General features: G+C 42.9%; 18 protein-coding genes and 1 pseudogene. 5 read left to right on the top strand and 14 right to left on the bottom strand.

The genetic code is table 11. The features are described 5' to 3' along the window. Window positions 1-64: 64 nt before the first annotated feature. Window positions 65-748: a M23 family metallopeptidase gene (locus tag L6C30_RS05635; RefSeq protein ID WP_236162545.1), complete on the bottom strand. Its 684-nt coding sequence runs from the start codon at window positions 746-748 to the stop codon at window positions 65-67. Window positions 749-854: 106 nt separating this feature from the next. Between L6C30_RS05635 and L6C30_RS05640 the strand changes: the two genes are divergently transcribed. Beyond that, the gene (locus tag L6C30_RS05640; RefSeq protein ID WP_236162546.1) at window positions 855-1,295 is read left to right on the top strand and encodes a DUF721 domain-containing protein; all 441 of its coding nucleotides are present in this window, start codon (window positions 855-857) and stop codon (window positions 1,293-1,295) included. A gap of 97 nt (window positions 1,296-1,392) precedes the next feature. On the opposite strand, the gene lpxC is transcribed toward L6C30_RS05640, so the two are convergent. The 8 genes from lpxC to gshB all read right to left on the bottom strand — a co-directional run bounded on the left by lpxC (window position 1,393) and on the right by gshB (window position 10,751). Beyond that, window positions 1,393-2,295, bottom strand: a complete 903-nt coding sequence (gene lpxC, locus L6C30_RS05645; RefSeq protein ID WP_019837080.1) for a UDP-3-O-acyl-N-acetylglucosamine deacetylase — start codon at window positions 2,293-2,295, stop codon at window positions 1,393-1,395. A 123-nt stretch (window positions 2,296-2,418) separates the two neighbouring features. Further along, window positions 2,419-3,600: a cell division protein FtsZ gene (gene ftsZ, locus L6C30_RS05650; RefSeq protein WP_019837079.1), complete on the bottom strand. Its 1,182-nt coding sequence runs from the start codon at window positions 3,598-3,600 to the stop codon at window positions 2,419-2,421. A 159-nt stretch (window positions 3,601-3,759) separates the two neighbouring features. After that, complete coding sequence (ftsA, locus tag L6C30_RS05655) at window positions 3,760-5,022, bottom strand: cell division protein FtsA (RefSeq protein WP_004974236.1); 1,263 nt, start codon at window positions 5,020-5,022, stop codon at window positions 3,760-3,762. Between the two features lie 67 nt (window positions 5,023-5,089). Then, window positions 5,090-5,944 (bottom strand): cell division protein FtsQ/DivIB, encoded by an 855-nt coding sequence (locus tag L6C30_RS05660; protein WP_019837078.1) that lies wholly within the window; start codon window positions 5,942-5,944, stop codon window positions 5,090-5,092. A 2-nt stretch (window positions 5,945-5,946) separates the two neighbouring features. Further along, the gene (locus tag L6C30_RS05665; protein ID WP_019837077.1) at window positions 5,947-6,876 is read right to left on the bottom strand and encodes a D-alanine--D-alanine ligase; all 930 of its coding nucleotides are present in this window, start codon (window positions 6,874-6,876) and stop codon (window positions 5,947-5,949) included. Between the two features lie 56 nt (window positions 6,877-6,932). Beyond that, entirely contained in the window at window positions 6,933-8,381 is a 1,449-nt protein-coding gene (murC, locus tag L6C30_RS05670) for a UDP-N-acetylmuramate--L-alanine ligase (protein WP_236162547.1), read from the bottom strand. Window positions 8,382-8,384: 3 nt separating this feature from the next. After that, on the bottom strand, window positions 8,385-9,488 hold the full coding sequence (gene murG / locus L6C30_RS05675; RefSeq protein ID WP_070155856.1) for an undecaprenyldiphospho-muramoylpentapeptide beta-N-acetylglucosaminyltransferase: 1,104 nt from the start codon (window positions 9,486-9,488) through the stop codon (window positions 8,385-8,387). A gap of 318 nt (window positions 9,489-9,806) precedes the next feature. After that, window positions 9,807-10,751: a glutathione synthase gene (gene gshB / locus L6C30_RS05680; RefSeq protein ID WP_236162548.1), complete on the bottom strand. Its 945-nt coding sequence runs from the start codon at window positions 10,749-10,751 to the stop codon at window positions 9,807-9,809. Between the two features lie 116 nt (window positions 10,752-10,867). Between gshB and L6C30_RS05685 the strand changes: the two genes are divergently transcribed. Continuing rightward, on the top strand, window positions 10,868-11,062 hold the full coding sequence (locus L6C30_RS05685) for a DUF3565 domain-containing protein (protein ID WP_236162549.1): 195 nt from the start codon (window positions 10,868-10,870) through the stop codon (window positions 11,060-11,062). Between the two features lie 355 nt (window positions 11,063-11,417). Here the strand turns inward: L6C30_RS05685 and pyrE are convergent, their stop codons facing one another. Further along, window positions 11,418-12,068 (bottom strand): orotate phosphoribosyltransferase, encoded by a 651-nt coding sequence (gene pyrE, locus L6C30_RS05690; RefSeq protein ID WP_019838102.1) that lies wholly within the window; start codon window positions 12,066-12,068, stop codon window positions 11,418-11,420. Between the two features lie 39 nt (window positions 12,069-12,107). Here pyrE and L6C30_RS05695 point away from each other — a divergent pair, with 39 nt between their 5' ends. Together L6C30_RS05695 and L6C30_RS05700 are read left to right on the top strand one after the other, a co-directional pair. Next, window positions 12,108-12,926, top strand: coding sequence for an exodeoxyribonuclease III (locus tag L6C30_RS05695; RefSeq protein WP_019838101.1), 819 nt, complete (start codon window positions 12,108-12,110; stop codon window positions 12,924-12,926). 545 nt (window positions 12,927-13,471) lie between these two features. After that, window positions 13,472-13,819: a Spx/MgsR family RNA polymerase-binding regulatory protein gene (locus tag L6C30_RS05700; RefSeq protein WP_236162550.1), complete on the top strand. Its 348-nt coding sequence runs from the start codon at window positions 13,472-13,474 to the stop codon at window positions 13,817-13,819. A 94-nt stretch (window positions 13,820-13,913) separates the two neighbouring features. On the opposite strand, the gene L6C30_RS05705 is transcribed toward L6C30_RS05700, so the two are convergent. Next, window positions 13,914-14,351, bottom strand: a complete 438-nt coding sequence (locus L6C30_RS05705) for a DUF2147 domain-containing protein (protein ID WP_004974208.1) — start codon at window positions 14,349-14,351, stop codon at window positions 13,914-13,916. Between the two features lie 154 nt (window positions 14,352-14,505). Here L6C30_RS05705 and L6C30_RS05710 point away from each other — a divergent pair, with 154 nt between their 5' ends. Next, window positions 14,506-15,417 carry an alpha/beta hydrolase gene (locus tag L6C30_RS05710; RefSeq protein ID WP_178318903.1) on the top strand — a complete coding sequence of 304 codons (912 nt, stop codon included), beginning with the start codon at window positions 14,506-14,508 and terminating at the stop codon, window positions 15,415-15,417. Window positions 15,418-15,523: 106 nt separating this feature from the next. Here the strand turns inward: L6C30_RS05710 and L6C30_RS05715 are convergent. The 3 genes and pseudogenes from L6C30_RS05715 to dsbD all read right to left on the bottom strand — a co-directional run bounded on the left by L6C30_RS05715 (window position 15,524) and on the right by dsbD (window position 18,681). Next, a pseudogene (locus L6C30_RS05715) lies at window positions 15,524-16,005 on the bottom strand (FMN-dependent NADH-azoreductase). Between the two features lie 166 nt (window positions 16,006-16,171). Then, complete coding sequence (locus L6C30_RS05720; RefSeq protein WP_236162551.1) at window positions 16,172-16,852, bottom strand: glutathione S-transferase family protein; 681 nt, start codon at window positions 16,850-16,852, stop codon at window positions 16,172-16,174. Beyond that, window positions 16,849-18,681 carry a protein-disulfide reductase DsbD gene (gene dsbD / locus L6C30_RS05725; RefSeq protein ID WP_236162577.1) on the bottom strand — a complete coding sequence of 611 codons (1,833 nt, stop codon included), beginning with the start codon at window positions 18,679-18,681 and terminating at the stop codon, window positions 16,849-16,851. The genes L6C30_RS05720 and dsbD overlap by 4 nt, the downstream gene beginning before the upstream one ends. Window positions 18,682-18,833: the final 152 nt, after the last annotated feature.

An 18,833-nucleotide genomic window follows, 5' to 3' on the forward strand; every position in this document is an offset into this window, starting at 1 on the left:
GTATTAATTTGTAGTGCGTCGTTTACAGTGAATGTGGCTAGAGCATGATTTTCTAGCCAAAGCATTACGGCAACATTGCTAAATAGGTTGAAGGGTTCTTACGTTGACCATCTTTCACTACTTCATAATGTAAGTGTGGACCTGTACAACGACCTGTACAACCCACGTTAGCAATATGTTCGCCTGCTTCAACGCGGTCACCCACACGTGCAATTAAACGTGAAGCATGTGCGTAGCGCGTGATATAACCATTACCGTGGTTGATTTCTACGAATTGACCATAACCTGTACCCCAGCCTGACTTGGTCACAATACCTGGTCCAGTCGCATAAATTGGTGTACCGCTTGGTGCAGCAAGGTCTAAGCCTGAATGGTTTTCAGCGCGACCACTCATAACACGACCGCCATAGTTCGAGCTAATACGTGCATTCGGTAAAGGATGTGACACTAACCACGAATAAGGATTTGAAGAAGCAAAACGAGTGCTGGTATTGGTACCGTATTTTTTGGCTAAAGAGGCATTATTTAATTCTGTGGTCTTTTCACGAAGCTTAACGGTCATCTGCGTTTGTGCAGGAATGTCAATGTCTTGTGTTTCTGTATAAGAACCTTGTGACAAGGTACGGGTTAATTGCTCAATACGATCAGTCGATGAATTTTGAGAATCTAACTCAACTAAATCAGCAAATGCGACAGATGCTGCTGAAGCTGCCAGTGAAAACGCTAATAAAATACGGCGCGAATGCATAAAAAAACCTCTTAACTGTTCTTACTTGAAGTTCCTTGTGATCTCTTCCTTGATATCTACTGAAAGGAGCGCATAAGATTAGGGCATAATCATGAAGGAATGATGTATGTCCGAACCTGTGAATCTCTTTCAACAAACAAGAAAACACATAAAAACAGGAAACCTAACGTTTCTCTCAACCCAAGTTGCTGCATGGCAGAAACTTGGCAAACTTATTCAACCTTTACTGCCGCAACCAGAGCAATGGCAGGTGGTTTGTTATCAACAAGGTGTCTTAACCATTACTGGAGCGAATCAAGCGATGGTAAGCCAACTTGGCTATTTGCAAAAGCAATACATTACTCAACTGTCACAACTGCATGAACTAAAAGACTTACAAAAAATTCAGGTTCGATTAAGAGTTGAATCTCAAACGCCCCAAAAGAGTGATAAGCCTTTAAAAACACTTAGTCCAGAAACTCAAGATATGTTACGAGGTGCTGCTGACTTTGTGAGCGACCCTAAGCTTAGCCAAGCTTTGTTACGTTTGGCAAGCAATAAAAAATAATTGTTTGCAGAAAACTCCAAATACTCGTACTCGAATTTGTGATGAAACTCACACTTTATTAGTGTTACATTATAACGTAGTGAGAAAAGACAATGACTTATGTCACATGCACATAAGTGATCGGGCAAGAATTTATGTCATCAAATGTTACAATTTCATAACTACTTGGATCGCTCTGAACATTGCGTAGTAACTGATTATTTAAGGCATGTCCTGACTTGTAACCATCAAACTTGGCAATAATTTGATGTCCAAGTAAGTACAAATCCCCCACAGCATCTAAAATTTTATGCCGTACAAACTCGTCCGAGAAGCGCAAACCTTCTTCATTGACCACGCCTGTATCATCTACCCCAATCGCATTCTCTAAACTCGCACCCAAAGCCAAATTATTGGCTTTTAAATAGTCCAAATCTTTCATAAAGCCAAAAGTACGTGCGCCACTAACTTCATAGACAAAGGTTTCTGTAGAAAAGTCGATAGTGGCAGACTGAAATTCTTTGTTAAAGGCAGGATGATCAAAGTCGATAGTAAAATTGAGCTGAAAACCTTCATGCGGACTGAACACCGCGCGCTTATCATCAATTAATGCTGCTACAGGTTTTAAAATTTTGATGAACTTTTTAGGAGCCTCCTGTTCTTTTAAACCGCCCTGCATCAACAAATAAATAAAAGGCCCTGCACTGCCGTCCATAATAGGCACTTCAGAAGCAGACACCTCAATAATCAAGTTATCAATGCCCAAACCTGCTATGGCACTCATGATATGCTCGATGGTGCCAACTTTGGCATCATCCTGAACCAAATTCGAGCACATAAATGCTTCTTGAATCAGCATGGCATCGGCTGGAATATCAACAGGTGGATTTAAATCGATACGACGAAACACAATTCCCCCATCAGCATGATGCGGCACAAAGTTGATCAATACTTTTTGACCACTGTGCAGACCAATACCGCTCGCTTTGACGACACGTTGTAGGGTACGTTGTTTCAGCATGTTCTCAATTCATCTAAATTTTAAAACCGTTATACGTTAGCATATTCAGCCATTGATAAAAAACAAAAAAGGCAGTTTAAAACTGCCTTTTCCCGATCACACGATGAAATTGAGCTTCTTGGCTTATTTACGCTGCTGATTTTTCAAATAGTCTTGAATACTCATCGGCGTTGGGCGCGCAGAGCCTGATGTGGTTGTCGCACTAATTGCAGGTGCAGTTTCTGCTTGTTGACGCTGAATTGCAGGAACATCGTCTTCTTCCACTGCCGCTGTTGGTGCTGCAGAAGCGGTTTGTGTCACAGTGCGTTTCGCAGGCTCTGGTGTGTCGCCTGTGTTACGCGCCAAACCTGTAGCAATAACCGTTACACTGATTTCGTCACGCGCTTCAGGGTCAAATACCGTACCATAGAATACTTGGGTTTGTTCAGTATCTGAAAGTTGATGAATTACCTCCATAATCTCATCAATTTCACCGAAGGTCACATCATCTCCACCCGTGACGTTAATCAACAAGCCTTTGGCATTTGCAATAGTCACGCTATCTAGCAATGGGCTGCGAATGGCTTGTTCAGCCGCTTGACGTGCACGGTTTTCACCACGCCCTGAACCAACACCCATCATCGCATAACCGCGCGTGCTCATTGCCGTTTTCAAGTCAGCAAAGTCAAGGTTGATGTGACCCGGACGCACCACCAAATCAAAAATACTGCGTACACCGTTCAACAAAACGTCATCGGCTTTTTTATACGCATCTTTCATTGAAATATCGCGGTAAACTTTCATTAAACGCTGGTTTGGAATAATGATTAAAGAGTCTACATGCTGCTCTAATGCCGCAATTCCTTTTTCCGCAGAAAGTAAGCGACGCTTACCTTCAAAGTTAAATGGCGTAGTCACCACACCTACGGTCAAAATACCCATTTCTTTGGCAATTTCAGCAACTACTGGCGCAGCACCTGTACCTGTGCCACCACCCATCCCTGCAGTCACAAACACCATGTCTGTACCTTCAAGTTGCTGACAAATTAGCTCGCGGCTTTCTTCTGCTGCAGTTTGACCCACTTGAGGATCGCCGCCCGCGCCTAAACCACGTGTGCTTTGTTCACCTAGCTGGATTTTGAATTGCGAATTCATGCGATCCAATGCTTGTTTGTCCGTATTGGCACAAACAAATTTTACACCCTGAATATCTGACTCGAGCATGTGCTGCACAGCGTTACCGCCTGCACCACCCACACCAAACACAGTGAAACGGGCTTGACCGTTGCTATCGGTTTGATCATCTATAAATTCAAATGAGGCCATGACCTTTAGATTTCCTAATACGTTATTGGCAGTCACTTAAGCCCGTATACTGCCTTGATCTTCATAAAAATTATTTTTAAGAATGCTGTTCAACTTCTGGCTTGTCAAGTACCAGCGATGATCCTTACAACTCCTAACAATATTCCCCAAAAAACTCAACTAAAAAATAGATTTTAGCTTTTCGTTCAAGCCTGACCATGCCCGTCCGACACGCCCCCAAACCGATAAGGTTTCAGGGTCTTCATGTTCTACAATTGTGTCTTGAGTATAGTTTTGACTATAAAGCAATAGGCCTGAGGCCGTTGCATATTGTGAACGGCGTAAAGCAGCCTGATGCGGTTCATCGGCATACACTTGTGAAGGATGATTCCCCAAGTGCGCCGAAACACCTAACATACGACGTACCAAGCTGATCATACCTTCAATTTGTGAGGCATCGCCCGCCAAAACCACACCATGATATAAACCATGAATGGCACCGCTTTTTTCAAGTTCCTGACGAATTTGTGCGAAAATTTCTTCATAACGCGCAATAATAATTTCCGCCAGTTCAATGCGGCTAATGGTTTGTGGCCCATCAATGCCTTGAATTTGAATCATGTGATCAGGTTTGACCACTTTCATATCTACACAGCCATACAATAGCTTAATCCGTTCAGCTTCTTCAGTTGTGGTTTGTAACACCGCTGCAATATCGCGGGTGACATGCTCACCACCACGTTGCAAAGTGTGTGCTAAGGCCAAACGCCCATCTAAATAAACCGCAATACTGGTCGTGCCTGCGCCAATATCTACCAGACACACACCGTATTCTTTTTCATCTTTAAGTAGACTGGCTTCTGCAGTGGCTAAATTTGACACCACCATTTTTTCGACACCAATATTAGCACCTTTTAAAGCGCGGTCTAAATTCTGCATGGTGCTAATAGGTAACATCATCAATTGATAATGCCCCGTCATGCTATGTGCCGACATGCGAATTGGGTTTTGTACCCACTCACCCGAATCATCTAAATCGAAACCGAGTGGTACAGCGCTCACCAAATAATGGTCTGAGGTGAGGTGACTGGCTTTGGCCAAGTCCAACGCGCGTACCACTTCACTGGTAGTAATGGTGTGATCACTACTTTCAATAGGTGTGCGACCTGAAGCATAAAAGCTTTTTAGCTCTGCACTAGGAATAGAAATCCATGCCGAATGCACACGGCATTCTGCCATATCTTCCGCTTCTTGCACGGCATTTTTAATTGCAGTAATCACTTTATCGAGACTGACAATTTTTCCTTTACTCATGCCTCGATTACGTGCGGTGGCCATACCAATGACTTGGATATTGTCTGGCGCATGGACCTTAGCAATCAAAACTGAAACTTTATGCGTCCCAATGTCAATCGCAACAACCGAGGGAACAGCTTCACTCATTTATTCACTACCATTACCAGTATGTTTAATTTATGGCTTAATGCCTCTATTTTTTTAAAGCCCAATATTATGGCTTTGCTCTTATTCCCTCTGCAATGCTTGTGTCATCAATCGTTACAACAAAGTGACCATTTGCAATTTTTGGCGGAGTTGAGTTTTTCCATTGAATGGCTAAACCATTGCGATAACGCAAATCGATGGCGGAGATTTTAGACCATACAGGTTTCAAATCACTTTGTGCAAGATGTCCCAAGCGCTGCAGCTTACTCATGGTTTGATCTTTATCTACAATAACACGTAGACCTGAATCAAACTGCATAAACCACGTCATACGTTCTGTTAAATATAGTTCTTTTAAACGATCGTTGACGGGTAAGAATAATTGGTTAATTTCATTATAACGACGCATCATCATTTTAGATTGATGCGTTGGCCCGTGTAATAACGGTAAATGTTGATTATTTTGTGGCGTGACCTCGGTAAAGACTTCACCGCTGTCACTGAGCAAACGACCTGTCCCCCAACGTGCAATTGGATGACGCGGCATAACCCGCACACGAATAGCATTCGGCCACGCACGTGAAACCACCACTCGATCTACCCAAGACAACTCCAAAGCGGTATCGCGGATTTGCTCTAGATCAGAAGTGAAATAGTTCTTGGTCATCACAGGGTTCACATGTGTCATCACTTGACGATGTTCCGCATCTGAACGTGTACCCACTACATCTAGCTTTGCAATTTGTGCATCGGTCATGACTTTATATAGCCCATACGCACCCACTGCCAGCACGAGCACTGCAACGCACAGCATTACCCAGCCGCCAAAATGGATCAGCTTTTCTTTGGCTGTTGGCGGTTTGTCATGAATCGAGGTAATCGCTGCCCGTTTACGGCGCAAGGATGCAGGAAGTTGAGCCATATTTAGTGTGCTTCACCTGTGAGGGTTTGTGCCAAAATTGCCACACACAGCTCATCAAAACTATAGCCGACTGCATTTGCCGCTTTCGGAACTAAAGAATGGCTAGTCATTCCCGGTACGGTATTCACTTCCAGTAACCAGAAATTACCCTTTTCATCTTGCATGGCATCAATACGCCCCCAACCACTTGCACCCACCGCTTGGAAGGCACGCAATGCCAAAGCTTGTAACTGTTGCTCTTCGGCAGCGTTTAAACCACACGGAATACCGTATTGCACATCGTTACGCTGATATTTGGCTTCATAATCATAGAACGCTACATCTTTCGGGGGTTCTAAACGAATAATCGGTAAAGCCTGACCGTTGAGTAGTACGATAGTAAACTCACGTCCTGTAATCCATTTTTCAGCCATAACAATGGCGTCATGTGCAGTTGCTTTCGCTACAGCATTGGCAAAGTCTTCTACTTTTTCGACTTTGCTCATGCCAATACTTGAACCTTCATGTACAGGCTTGATGATGAGTGGTAAACCCAATTCGGCAACCACGTCTTCAATATTGGAATCTTTGCTAACAATACGATATGGCGCAGTTGGCAAGTCAGAACCTTGCCAAATTTGCTTGGTCTTCACTTTGTCCATGCCAATGGCTGAACCTTGCACGCCCGTACCCGTGTATGGAATATTCAACCATTCCAAAACACCTTGAATTTGACCATCTTCACCACCGCGCCCGTGTAACACAATAAAGGCACGATCATAATTGACCAATTCGGTCACGCTACGTGTTTGTGGATCAAATGCTTCTGCATTGACCCCAGAACGTAGCAGTGCTTCGAGTACTGCTTGACCGCTGTCTAGAGAAACCTCACGCTCAGCAGATTTTCCACCCAATAACACGGCAACTTTGCCGAACTTTGAAGCATTTGACACGTTTATATCCTTAAACTTTAAACTGGTCGATCAAATTCAAACATCACAGGTTGTGATTATTTTAAATATAAATGGTTTTGTGCAAGCTCGATTGAAATCGCCCCCACATTACCTGCACCTTGGGTCAATAACAAGTCATTAGCCTGTAACACTTGTTTCACAATATTCGGTAGGTTGCCGTCATTTGGATCGACCAAAATTGGCTCAACCTGACCACGCAAACGAATACTGCGTGCCAAAGTACGACTATCTGCACCAACAATTGGTTTTTCACCCGCAGGATAAACATCGAGCAATAACAATTGATCGACTTGTGACAACACTTCCACAAAGTCATCAAAACAGTCACGAGTACGACTAAAACGGTGTGGCTGGAACAACATCACCAAACGGCGATCAGGATGACTTTGACGCGCAGCTTTAATGGTGGCTTCCACTTCTTTCGGGTGATGTCCGTAGTCATCTACCAATTTCACATTGCCGTCTGCTACCGCAAACTCACCTTGTACTTGGAAACGACGACCAACACCACTAAAGCCTTCTAAAGCACGGCAAATTGCACCATCAGAAACACCTTCATCGGTGGCAATTCCAATTGCAGCCAAAGCATTTAATACGTTATGCAGACCAGGTTGATTCACCGTCACGCGTAACGGTTCGCGGTCTTTACGCAATACGGTAAAGTGTGTGCGCATACCGTCTTGATCAACATCAATGGCACGAATATCATTGTCTTCGTTAAAACCATAGGTCAATACCGGACGCCCGATACGTGGCATAATTTCACGGATATTGGCATCGTCGCCACACACGACAGCTAAGCCATAGAATGGCAGTTTGTGCAAGAATTGAATAAAGGTATCTTTTAAAGTATCGAAACTACCACCATAGGTGTCCATATGGTCGGCATCAATATTGGTCACCACAGCCGCCATTGGCTCTAGGAATAAGAACGATGCATCAGATTCATCGGCTTCTGCCACGATATAACGGCTAGCACCCAATGCTGCATTGGCCCCAGTACGGTTTAGCAAACCACCAATCACGTAAGTTGGATCCATGTTTTCTTCGGCCAACATACAGGTGATTAAACTGGTAGTGGTGGTTTTACCATGTGTACCCGCGACTGCAATACCATGACGGTAACGCATCAACTCGCCCAGCATTTCAGCACGACGCACCACAGGAATACGGGTGTCAATTGCTGTTTTAATTTCTGGGTTTTCTGGGTCAATTGCAGTAGACACCACCAACACATTGGCGCCTTTAATATTCTCTGCCGCATGCCCAATATAAACCTTGATGCCGTTTTCTTCTAATTGCGCTGTGGTTTTTGAAGCTTTGATGTCTGAACCCGATACTTTATAGCCCTGGTTTTTCAAGACTTCGGCAATACCACACATCCCCGCGCCACCAATACCCACAAAATGAATGTGTTTGATACGGCGCATTTCAGGCACTTTGATTAATTTTTTCGCTTGATCAGCGGGTGTAGATGGAGACATATTTTACTCGAACAATGCTTGAATAAGACGAACCACGTGCTGAGTTGCATCTGGCTGTGCCTGCTGACGGGCTTTGACCGCCATTTCAGACAACAATTGACGATTCATTAACGGGGTTAATAATGTTGTTAAACTTTCGGGGGTCATACTGGCTTGCGGACAGATTTTTGCTGCACCCAAATCGGCTAAAAATTTGGCATTGGCAGTTTGGTGATCATCCACCGCACTAGGCAGTGGCACAAATACTGCTGCAACACCTGCAGTCGCGACCTCGGTTACCGTGAGCGCGCCCGCACGACAAATGATTAAATCGGCATCACTATAGGCTTTGGCCATATCTTCAATAAAAGGCTGTACCTCAACCTGTAAATGGTCAGGCTTGTGTGCATAACGTGCCTGCGTCGCATCGGCATGGTTTTGCCCACATTGATGATAGACATCTAAAGCAACATTCAGTTGCTTTAACGCTTCAGGTACACATTCATTTAAGGCTTGTGCACCAAGCGAACCACCCACAATTAAAATACGAATTGGCAAGCCTGCTTTTTCACGTTCCTGATAGCGCCATGCAGGGCTTAAGGTCGCAGTGATTTCTTCACGAACAGGGTTGCCTGTGGTGACAATTTTGTTACTGTTTGGAAAGGTATTTGGGAAAGCCTGACACACGGTTTTTGCCACACGTGACAATTGAGTGTTGGTAAAACCCGCGACTGCATTTTGTTCATGAATCAGCACAGGAACACCCAAAGCGCGTGCTGCCAAGCCACCTGGTCCTGCTACATAACCACCAAAACCTGCAACTGCATCAACTTTTAATTGCTTCATGTAACGCATGGCGCTTAATGTTGCACCTAAAATTTTAAATGGTGCAGCCAGTTTACGGATCAAACCGTTGCCACGCACACCTTGAATATTAATTTGGTAAATCGGGATATTGTGATTTTTAAGCAGACGATTTTCCATGCCCGTTGGGGTCGCCAACCATGACACTTGAATCCCTTGTTGCTGTAATTGTTTTGCGACGGCTAAAGCGGGAAAAACATGTCCACCTGTACCTGCGGCCATCATCATGACATGTTTAGGCTGTTGTTGCTGTGCATCAGTCACGGTTTAATTCTTCAACTCAAAATAAGGCAAATAAAAATCTTGTATAAGCTATCAATTGTAATCACAAACGCATGGGCTTGAAAGGTTATTTACTTTTTTTCACCAAGTGCTTGATTGTTTTTTTCTACAGATTTTCAAGTTTAAACTAGTTTTATTATTAATCTACGGAAAATGTTAAGTTTTATTCAATTTTAGATGCTTTGCTTGAACCCTTTTGCAAGTGTTTAAGTTGTTTTTTGTCTCCACGTGTCTAAAAATAAAGCCGCTTTCAAATAGAAACGGCTTTTGTATTGATACAGTGAACATTAAAGCCTAAACTTAGTTTGAACGACCTGCTTCAAGTACTTTAAATAAATCATCGGCAATAGATGTGCCAAACTGTGCGTCAATTTCACGAATACACGTTGGACTGGTCACGTTAATTTCAGTGACATAGTTGCCAATCACATCTAACCCGACAAAAATCAAGCCTTTTTCACGTAAAAATGGTCCAACTTTGGCGGCAATGACTTTGTCATTTTCAGTCAATGGACGTGCTTCACCCAAACCACCTGCAGCTAAGTTGCCACGCACTTCGCCATTTTGTGGAATACGGGCCAAACAATACGGCACAGGCTCGCCATTGATCATGAGGATGCGTTTATCACCCTCTACAATTTCTGGAATATAACGCTGCGCCATGATGGGCTGAGTGCCGTTATTGGTCAAAATTTCAAGGGTTGAGCCTATATTGACCCCGTCTTGGTACAAACGGAAAATACCCATGCCACCCATACCATCGAGCGGTTTAACAATTACATCGCCATGTTGCTGAATAAATTCACGAATCAGGCTTTGTTGTGAAGTAACCAATGTCGGAACTTGTAGTTCTGGGAATTGGGTCGCAAACAGCTTTTCATTACAGTCACGCAGGCTTTGCGGTTTATTGATGATCCATGCGCCTTCGCGCTCAGCTTGCTCTAAAATATACGTGGTATAAACGAAATTCATGTCAAAAGGCGGGTCTTTACGCATGAGGATGACATCGTAATCGGCTAAGGATTCTTTGTGTTTTTCGCCCAATTCGTAATAATGGTTATAGTCTTCAAAGACTTTAAGCGGAGCAATCAGACCAAATGCCTTGCCCTGATCAATATATAAGTCTTGCTGTAATGCATAGCCCAAGGTATGCCCACGACGTGAAGCAACCCATAGCATTGCCATGGTGGAATCTTTTTTGAGATTGACTGTTTCAATAGGGTCCATCACCACAAGTACGCGCATATTTCGGTGCTCTTTTGAAGAATTGAATAAGCAAAAGTATAGCGGAGTTTGGCTTTGGTGTTGCTGCAATTTTCGTAACGCTTCATCCACAATCATCATGCACTTGGGAGTACGCGATGCAACAAGCAATTATTGGTTTTCATTTAGATGAAGAAAATGATTGGGTCGCAGATTTGGCCTGCGGTCACGGGCAGCATGTGCGGCATAATCCGCCGTGGCAAAACCGCCCGTGGGTAATCACAGAGCAAGGGCGCAAGGAGAAGTTGGGGGTGATGCTGGAGTGTAAGAATTGTGAGGAGGAGACAGAGTGAGTACGCTTAGATGTACTAATTGAGCCCTCAATAGGAATAATCAAGCTCAGGGGGGGGGGAGGTAATATTACAGTTCAAATTGCCAGTTGACTATTACTATCTAATCAAACTAACTTCAAAATAAGCAGTTGAGCTTCTTCTGTTTTCTTATATACGCTGATCTATAAAGAAACTAAAATTTAATTTTTCTAAGCTTAACAACATGCAACTCTAAAACAAAAAATTATTCATTACAATTCAATGCATTACCCAAAAAACCCAAACCTACCGATCTGGGTTTTTTACAGATTTATCACGTTCCACGCTAAATTATTGATCAGTGTTCCATACGATCATTAAATAATGCGCATGAGACTTAAATCCCATACTTCACACGGTACGCTTCCATTTTCGCCAAGGCCTCTTTTTCACCTTTGGCATCTAAATAATTCATTAAATCTTTCATGGTAATTAAAGCATGCACAGGAATCTCCAACTCTTTTTGCACTTCCTGAATCGCAGACAAATCGCCCTGACCTTTTTCTTGACGGTCTAAAGCGACCAATACACCCGCAATTTGCGCACCTGCATTTTTCAAAATGGTCACCACTTCACGAATAGCTGTACCCGCAGTGATCACATCATCAATAATCCAAACTTTTTTGCCCTCAACTGCAGCACCCACCAACACACCACCTTCACCATGGTCTTTGGCTTCTTTACGGTTAAAACCCCACGGCACACTTACGCCATGATTTTGTGATAAAGCCACTGCTGTAGCTGCTACAAATGGAATACCTTTATAAGCAGGCCCAAAAATAACATCTACGTTTTTGCATTGCATGAGTTGATCTGCATAGCCCGAAGCCAATAGCGATAAAGCTTCGCCATCATTCAACAAACCTGCATTAAAAAAATAAGGACTCACACGACCCGATTTTAAAGTAAACTCACCAAATTTAAGCACACCACGTGATAAGGCGAGTTCGATAAAAGCTTGCGGGTTAAATTGAGCTGGCGATGTCATGAGGTGCTCCAAATTAATACATTGAGGTAAGACCCGAGCATGATACCAAAGAGTAGCTATCCGAGTGATCAAAAAATTCTTCGAGTGGTTTCAATTAACGTCAATGGGTTGCGTTCATCGGTAAGCAAAGGCTTACTCGAATGGTTAGAAAAGTCTGAAGCAGACGTGATTTGCATGCAGGAAAGCCGCATCACCCACGCCCAATGGACCGATAAATTTAAGCCCGAAGGCTGGCACACGCATCTTTTCCCTGCAGAACGCGCAGGTTACGCAGGGACAGCCATTTATAGCCGTTTGCCCTTTGTTTCTGTGCAAAATGGTTTAGGCTTTGAATTGGCCGATTCTCAGGGTCGTTTTATCAGTGCTGAATTTGATGTAGGACTAGATCACCCAATTTACATCTGTTCACTGTATTTGCCTTCTGGCTCTTCAGGTGAAGAAGCGCAAATGCGCAAAGATCACTTTTTAGAAGAGTATCAAAAAATTCTAAAACAGTGGCGTGAAGAGAATAAATCGATCATTGTCTGTGGTGACTACAACATCGTACATAAACGTATTGATATTAAAAACTGGTCGGGTAACCAAAAGTCTTCAGGCTGTTTACCACATGAACGTGCATGGTTAGATCATATTTATAATGACTTAGGCTATGTCGATACCTTCCGTGAAGTACGCCATGAAGCAGAGCTGTATTCTTGGTGGTCAAATCGTGGGCAAGCACGTGCCAAAAACGTTGGTTGGCGGATTGATTATCATGCCTGTTCACCCGACTGGAAAGCACGTACTGTCAATGCTTGGGTGTATAAAGACGAATGGTTTAGTGACCATGCTCCTGTGATTATTGATTATAAGATTTAATATTCACACAAATTTCACAGCCTATATGAGTGAACAATTGTTCACTCAACTGAGGTTCAATTCGCACTTAATCTGTCGACTTTGTGTATTTATCTTCAAGTCGATTCAGCGCATTATTGCATCACGGCAAAGGGACAGTCAGGATGACACAAAAGGATTGGAAGCCGAAGGATGGAAAATAAACTAACTAGTTTTGGTTAGTTTCAAGGAAGTAACAATGGACGTTAAAATGAGACCCGCATAATCAGGATGATTAAATGCGGGTTTTCTTTTTTTATCATCTTATTTTCTATTTTGCGCTATTACTGTTGTTCTTCACTGTATTTTTTATTTTCACTTGAGTCTGTTCTTATCAAGTTTTTTTATTTTGTTCTGTTTATGCGTCCCATTTTAGAGCGATCAAGTGTCAATTTGGTGACATCGATATGACATCTTGATGACACATACCATTTAAACAGCCAATCATTGTTCACTGCAGGTTTCTAGCACTTCACGTTATTTTGGGCTAGGCTATAGCCAGTTTGATGATATTAACGTGAAAAAATATGTTAAAAATTTATGGGATTAAAAACTGCAACTCAATGAAAAAAGCTTTCGATTTACTCAATGAATTGGGGCTAAGTTATGAGTTTCATGATTATAAAAAGCAAGGAATCGATGCCGACACTGTCAAAAGTTGGTTAGATGCACTTGGACAAGATGTAGTACTGAATAAAAAAGGCACCACTTGGCGCAAACTCAGTGAGGCAGAACAGCAAACCGCTTTGGCCAGTGAAGCTAACTTAATTGAAGCACTTTGCACTCACACTAGTTTAATTAAACGTCCTGTCTTAAAAACTGAATCAGGCTTTATTGCGGGTTTTGATGAAGAAGCTTATCGTTATTTAGGTTAAATTTAAAAAATACCAATAAAAAACCTGCTCACATGGAGCAGGTTTTTTATATCCTGTGCAATATGATTTCAATTGCAGAGGGTGGAATACATGCTTAGTTCGCACGAATCCATGTTTGGTTACGACCCAATGCCGCTACACCAATGAAACCACGCAATTCAAGTTTCTTACCACCATCGGCAAGTTTACCTTTTAGCTTGTAGGTTTTACCTGTTTGAGGATCAAGGATTGAACCACCATCGTAGCTCGTGCCACCTGTGTTTTTCAGACCGCGAACAATGGTCAAACCTTTGAGTGATTTGTTGTGATACGGACCTTCACATTTTGTACAGGCATTTTCTTCACCAGGCGTTAAAATAGACTGAATGCTTGCGGTTAAAGTTCCATTTTTTTGCTCAGTAAATCTTACCGTGGCTTTGGGTTGCTTGGTTTTGTCGTCAATTGTTTTCCAAACTGTGCCGTTAAGCGGATCTGCAGCATTGGCCAAAGCGCTTAAACCTAACAGCCCGAATGCAAGTGCAATTTTTTTCATTGTTTTGTTTCCCTAGTCTACTATTAGACAACTTTATTATTAAAAAGCCACAACAAATTTGCAATTTTTGAATGTGACCGTTTAGTGTACCCTTGTAAATTATGTTGGTAAATACACAAATATCCGATCAAATAAAGAACAAGATGGAAAAATCATGAAGATTAACCCCATGTGGAAACAAATTATTACAGAGCAGTTTTTAAAAACCACCATTCGCAAACCAAGCCAATTTAATTTACCCCCCAATTCTGTACGTTTTGCACTAGAACAAATGTGCCGTTTATTTCCCATGCAAAAGTCGGTGCAGGTACGCGCGCTGCGTTTAGCAGGTCTGCATGCCGAAGAATTAAAACCACAGAATGCTGCAACACAGCTCATTTTTCATATTCATGGCGGGGCTTTTTTTCTGGGTTCGTTAAATACCCATCGAGCATTTTTGAGTCAAGTTGCGGCACGCACCCAAATGCAAGTGATTCATGTCGATTATCCGCTTGCACCTGAGCATCCTTTTCCACATGCTTTGGAAGCCGTGTTTGATGTCTATCAAAGTCTGTTGGCGCAAGGTATACACGCCAAAGATATTATTTTGTCAGGAGATTCTTGCGGTGCAAATTTAGCGTTGGCGCTAGCTTTAAAAATACGTGATGAGCAATTGCCGCAAGTGAGTGGCTTAATGCTGCTGTCACCATTTTTAGATTTAACCCTCACCAGTGAATCCTTGCGTTATAACAGCAAGCATGATGCCCTGCTGTCAATTGAAACGCTGGAAACAGGCATTGATTATTATGTACCACCTGAACTTGATCGGGCAGACCCGCAAATTTCGCCATTATTTGACGACTTACATGAATTGCCACCCGTTTTAGTACAAATTGGTTCTAAAGAAATTTTGCTGGACGATGCAACACGCTTTAAAGAAAAAGCCGAACAGGCAGGCGTAGAAGTGCATTACAAACTCTACACGGGTATGTGGCACAATTTTCAAATGTTTTCACCGTGGTTTGAAGAAGCCAAACGTGCATTCGCAGATTTGGCAGAGTTTGCACATCGACAAGATCAAAGTTAAGTTCAACCATATAAGTCTTTGCTCACCTACCCTTTTAGCCGATCCATCTATTTTAAAAAAGCTCAGTACCCTTAAAGCACTGAGCTTTTTTTATTGAAATAGTGGGTTAAATCGCCTGATTTTTTTGCATTGCATTGGCAAGGGCTTGGTCTTTAAATTCCGACATGCTCACCCCTTCAGCGCGAATAATTTCTACATCATTCACCCGGTAAAGTTGAAAATGGTTTTCAGGAAATCTTCCTGAAGGTCGGCAAGGTTGTTATCAACAATACCCACCGCCACGCTAATGCGGTCAATCCATGCTTTTAAGGTTAAAGTCAAACCAAAGTTATACATGGCTGCACCCACCACCACGACATCGGCATCAATATATTGCTAGATGATTTTTTAACTTAAAGTCGCTTGTTCTGCATCCTGCCCCATTAAAATTTCGGTAGTTAAATGCGGAATTGACTGTTGTACTAAATCTAAATAACCGATCTGCGCATTGCTATTTTTTGCAGTCAATTGTTGCACAATCGCTTGGCTTCACTGACGTGAAACTGAGTTTTTACCCAAAATACCCGAGTCGATGTGTAAAATTTTCATGGGGATGTTCCACTCTTGTATTCATTTAATAACGCTATTTTAATCGTGCAGCGTAAATAAAATAATTAGAAAAACTAAGACACTATGTTTTATTTTTGGAACAAAAAAGACCACTTTACCGCACAAAAACTTCCGCAGTATTTTTCCTAATCCTACTTTTTACAATTCATTTTACTTGGTTTTGATAAGGCTCTAAATAATTAACCCACATCGGTTCTTTTAAAGCTGCCTGCACCCACATCTGCATGGCTGGATGTTGCATGACCCGCTGCATATAGTGTTGGCTTTTTGCGCTCACAGGCAAAGCATAACTCATAAAACGTGTCACCACAGGAGCATAAAACGCATCAGCAATGCTAAATTCACCACACAAGAAACCATCTGCTGCAGGACGTGCCGACCAAATGTGTTCAATGCGTGCCACATCCTGTCTTAAACCCGAATGTTCTTGCCATAATTTTGCACCCACTTCTGCTAAATTGGCGCGAATATTCATGCCACATAAACTGCGTAAATCGGTAAAACCGCTGTGCATTTCTGCGCTGATGCTACGCGCCCAAGCTCGTTGCTGTGCGTCACGTGGCCAAAGTGCCTGTTCAGGATAATGCTCTGCCAAGTATTCGCAAATGGCGAGAGAATCCCAAACCAATCTACCCCGATCTAATAAGGCAGGCACTTTACCATTGGGGTTAATTTCTAGGACACGTTGTTTAAAATCGCCCTCACCACGCTCGCATGGAAAGTTCAGTTGTATTTCTTCAAAAGCCAAATCAAACGCCTTCAGTACCAACCACGGGCGCATCGACCAGCTCGAATAATTTTTATTGGCAATGTACAGCTGCATCATGGCGATGATTCCTGTGTGGTTTGAAGTTGCTGCAGTTGATTTAACAAAGTGCTTTCGTTAAATGCACCCGTTAAACGTAGGCTGCGAATTTCTTGTTGTTGTGCATCCAAAAATAAAAAGGTAGGTGGCCCTAAAATTTCCCACTGATTCAACAAGGCTTGATGACTGGCATCGTAATGGCTTAAATCGAGTTTAATTAAATAAAATTCTGCAAGTGCCTGTTTTACGGTAGAGGATGTCAATACCTGCTGTTCAATCGGACGGCACGCCACACACCAATCGGCATAGACATCTATAATCATGCGCTGATTTTTCGGAGCTTGGGCAAGTAACTGTTGTAATTCTGTTGCAGTCGTTGCTCGGTGCCATTCTAAGACGGCATCGTTTTTCTGCTGCCAAAAACGCTGACTGTGTTGATATTGGTTATAAATCAGATACGGCACCACCACTAATAACGCACTCAGATAAATCGCCCGCAGCGCACCATGATAGCCACTCAAACGATGCAGCACATAGCCGACAAAACCCAGTCCAAGTGCCAAACTAAGCCATTGCATCCATGCTTCACCCAATAAAGGACGAATAAAATACAATGCCAATGCCAACATAATAAAGGCAAACAGCACTTTAACTTGATGCATCCACAAACCTGCGCGTGGCAAAGCTTTTGCACCAAGCACACTGGCCAACAATAACGGCGTGCCCATACCAAAACCGAGCGTAAATAGCAGCAGCGCCCCTTGCATCTGACTTTGGGTTTGTGAAATAAACAATAACGCCCCTGCCAGTGGTGCAGTCATACATGGGCCAACTAAAAGTGCCGACAACATGCCCATGAGTGCAGCACCTGCCAAATTACCGCCTTTTTGCATGGATTGTGCCTGATCGAGTCGATTGACCCAAGCATGCGGCAACTTGATTTCAAACAACCCAAACAGATTTAAAGCAAACAGCACAAATAGCAAACTAAAAGCAATTAAAGTCGCAGGTTGTTGTAACCAACGCTGAAAATTCAAACCTGCGGATGACGCAATTAAACCCAATATGGCATAGACCATTGCCATGCTACAGACAAAGACCAGTGCAATCGTCCACGCTTTGACACCTTTATGTTCACGCACCAACAAGGAGGTCAAAATCGGTAGCATCGGCAAGGAGCATGGGGTAAAGGCCAATAAAACCCCTAAACCAAAAAACAGCAGCAAGCCATAGGCAAACGAACTCTGTGCCAATTTTTCTGACCACATTTGATCTTGTGCGGTGACGGGTTGCGCTGCTGCAGGACTTGTTGAAGATGCTAGAGTGGAGTTTGTCTGAGTTGTCGAAAATACATTCTGGGGTGGGTTACTGTGTCCGCCCCACAGATTTTTTTGTGCTGCACTTTGATTGTCTAAAATCACTAGACCAGTGCTGTCGGTCTGAAATTCAATGCGCTGTGGCGGATAGCAAAGTCGATCTTGCGCACAACCTTGCCAGCTCACTTGATAGCGCTGTGCAGCCTGCGTAGGGATTTTAAAACTGACTTGTCGATAATAAACTTGAGTGTGTCCATAGTTTTCATCATAGACATCTTCTGCGGGAGGCAACTCTAAAGCCAGTATTTGCTGTCCATGCTCAACCTTAAATTGATGCTGATACAAATAATACTGTTCAGGCATGTTCCAACGCAGTTCGGCTTGCTGGAGATTGACCGATTCAACACTAAACTGAAAGGCTTGTTCAGGTGGAAGCAAAGGCGCTTCCGCATGTAGGCTTAACGAACATAGCAAAAATAGACTTGCGAGCAGACAAGATAAACCCTGTGTCACATAACGCAGAATGTCAGCCATGAGATCAACAGCAGCTTGCCAAAAAGTCTGAAATAAGGACTGCTTCATGTTCTGCTCGCCTCGGCATGAACTTGATTAGGATGAAAACGAATCTGCAGCAAGCTTGATGAGTTTAGCCTGCTGCAGCATACAACGTATTTTAAAGCTTTAAA

This window comes from Acinetobacter sp. KAM396 (genome assembly GCF_021602765.1).
GTDB classification, from domain to species: Bacteria; Pseudomonadota; Gammaproteobacteria; order Pseudomonadales; family Moraxellaceae; genus Acinetobacter; species Acinetobacter towneri_A.